The sequence below is a fragment of the Nocardiopsis sp. TNDT3 genome (genome assembly GCF_003427465.1).
In the GTDB taxonomy this organism is placed as follows: domain Bacteria; phylum Actinomycetota; class Actinomycetes; order Streptosporangiales; family Streptosporangiaceae; genus Nocardiopsis; species Nocardiopsis dassonvillei.
Window position 1 is genome coordinate 1 of record NZ_QPFC01001316.1, and the last position, 1,517, is coordinate 1,517.

Sequence of the window (1,517 nt, forward strand, 5' to 3'; positions counted from 1 at the left end):
ACCCGCCCGCGCCGCAGCCCCAGGACAGCGGCACAACGTCTAACTACCCTCGCGACGATGATTCCTTGGACCACTTCAGTGAGGACGTTCATAACGGCGCTCACCTGGAACGAGAGAACTGGTCCGAAACGACTACGGGAAGTAGCGATGAACTTGGCGCCTCTGCCTCGTACACGCGGCCGGACACAGAACTCCAGCGCGGTAACGACCAGGACGGTGCCTCCCCGATAGTCGACGCTGACTTGACTATCGGCACGGGTGATCTCAGAGGGGAACGGATTGCCGTAAATCCTGACGATGAGAATGTTGACCTTGGAATGAACAGTGAAGGGGGTGCCTCCAGGTCGGCGTATGGAAGCGGCGCAGATGGTATTGCTGATGATGCTTCCGATTCATCGATGAACGCGGACCCAAGGTCAGGCCTTGAATTCGATTCTGACGCGAACAACACGCCTCTTGACGGTCATCTCGACCATTCTGGGCTGGTGGGTGGAGAATCGGATTATTTCAGTTTGGAAAGTCGAACCGATTTCCCTAGTGATATTTCTGGCGACATGCCGAGGGAAATCCTTGTCGAGATTGACGAGGCGATTGAACTTGTTGGTAAAGTGCATAGATTTCCTGCGGTGATGGAAACGGTCACTTTTGAGCTTCGAGAATTGGGTGCTGGGCGCGCCGGTAGATATGAACCGGGAAGTCGTACCATTTTGTTGAACCCAGTGGACCCTAATCTCCGAGAAACCTTGGTGCATGAGATTGGGCATGCGATTGACCATGCCATAACAGGATCGCCAAGGCGACTGGCATCAATCATGCCATCGACGCCAGCGTTGAGGGATTGGGCGTCTACAGTGAGAAGCTCGCCGCAGTATAAAGCACTGTACGCGGAGCCTTCTACTTACTATGTAGACTAAATGATTGGTCAGCCGGAGCTGTTCGCGCGCTCGTATGCTCAGTGGGTTGCCGAGCGGACAGGGGATCGTCGTCTCCAGGAGGAGATCCGTAGTCACCTTGACGGGGGAGGGGTTGATCAGTACCGACAGTAGAGGGATGATGACTTCAGGCCGATAGCCCAGGCGCTCGACGAGGTTTTTGCTAATGATTGGAATCTACGATGATCGCTGTTGTTGATGACCCGGAAAACTACACGCTCGAAGAGCTAATCCAGATGTATCTCGATGATGGGTACGACGAACGAACGGCGCGGGCATACGCCAAGATTTTGAAGGACCCCGAGGTGGAGGGTTTCATTAATTAAATTTACTTTGGGGAACTTGGTTCTCTTTGGCTGCCTGTCGCTTTTCTTTATTGAGAACGAGTGATCAAGGGGCTCCATTTTCGAGCCCTTTCCCTGCTTCTGGGAGATTTGGCTACTTGTTCGGGGGCTTCGTGTGAAGGGGGCATGCTGCATCTGTCGCCGTGCCGTCCGAGAGTTGGTGCGCTTCGGACATCCTGTCGTATTGTTGTCGGTCTGAACGCGCTTCGGGGGTAGGGCGAGGGGTTGGGGGTGTCCACGG

General features: G+C 54.6%; 1 protein-coding gene and 1 pseudogene. Both read left to right on the forward strand.

Annotation, left to right across the window (positions count from 1 at the left end; genetic code table 11):
• Window positions 1-914 (forward strand): annotated as a pseudogene (locus DQW06_RS29045) (hypothetical protein); the annotation flags it as partial.
• A 200-nt stretch (window positions 915-1,114) separates the two neighbouring features.
• Window positions 1,115-1,258 carry a hypothetical protein gene (locus DQW06_RS29340; protein ID WP_013155566.1) on the forward strand — a complete coding sequence of 48 codons (144 nt, stop codon included), beginning with the start codon at window positions 1,115-1,117 and terminating at the stop codon, window positions 1,256-1,258.
• Window positions 1,259-1,517 lie beyond the last annotated feature (259 nt).

Excerpts from the sequence above, each read along its gene's own strand:
- DQW06_RS29340 (WP_013155566.1), top strand. The coding sequence starts at position 1,115 with ATGATCGCTGTTGTTGATGACCCGGAAAACTACACGCTCGAAGAGCTA.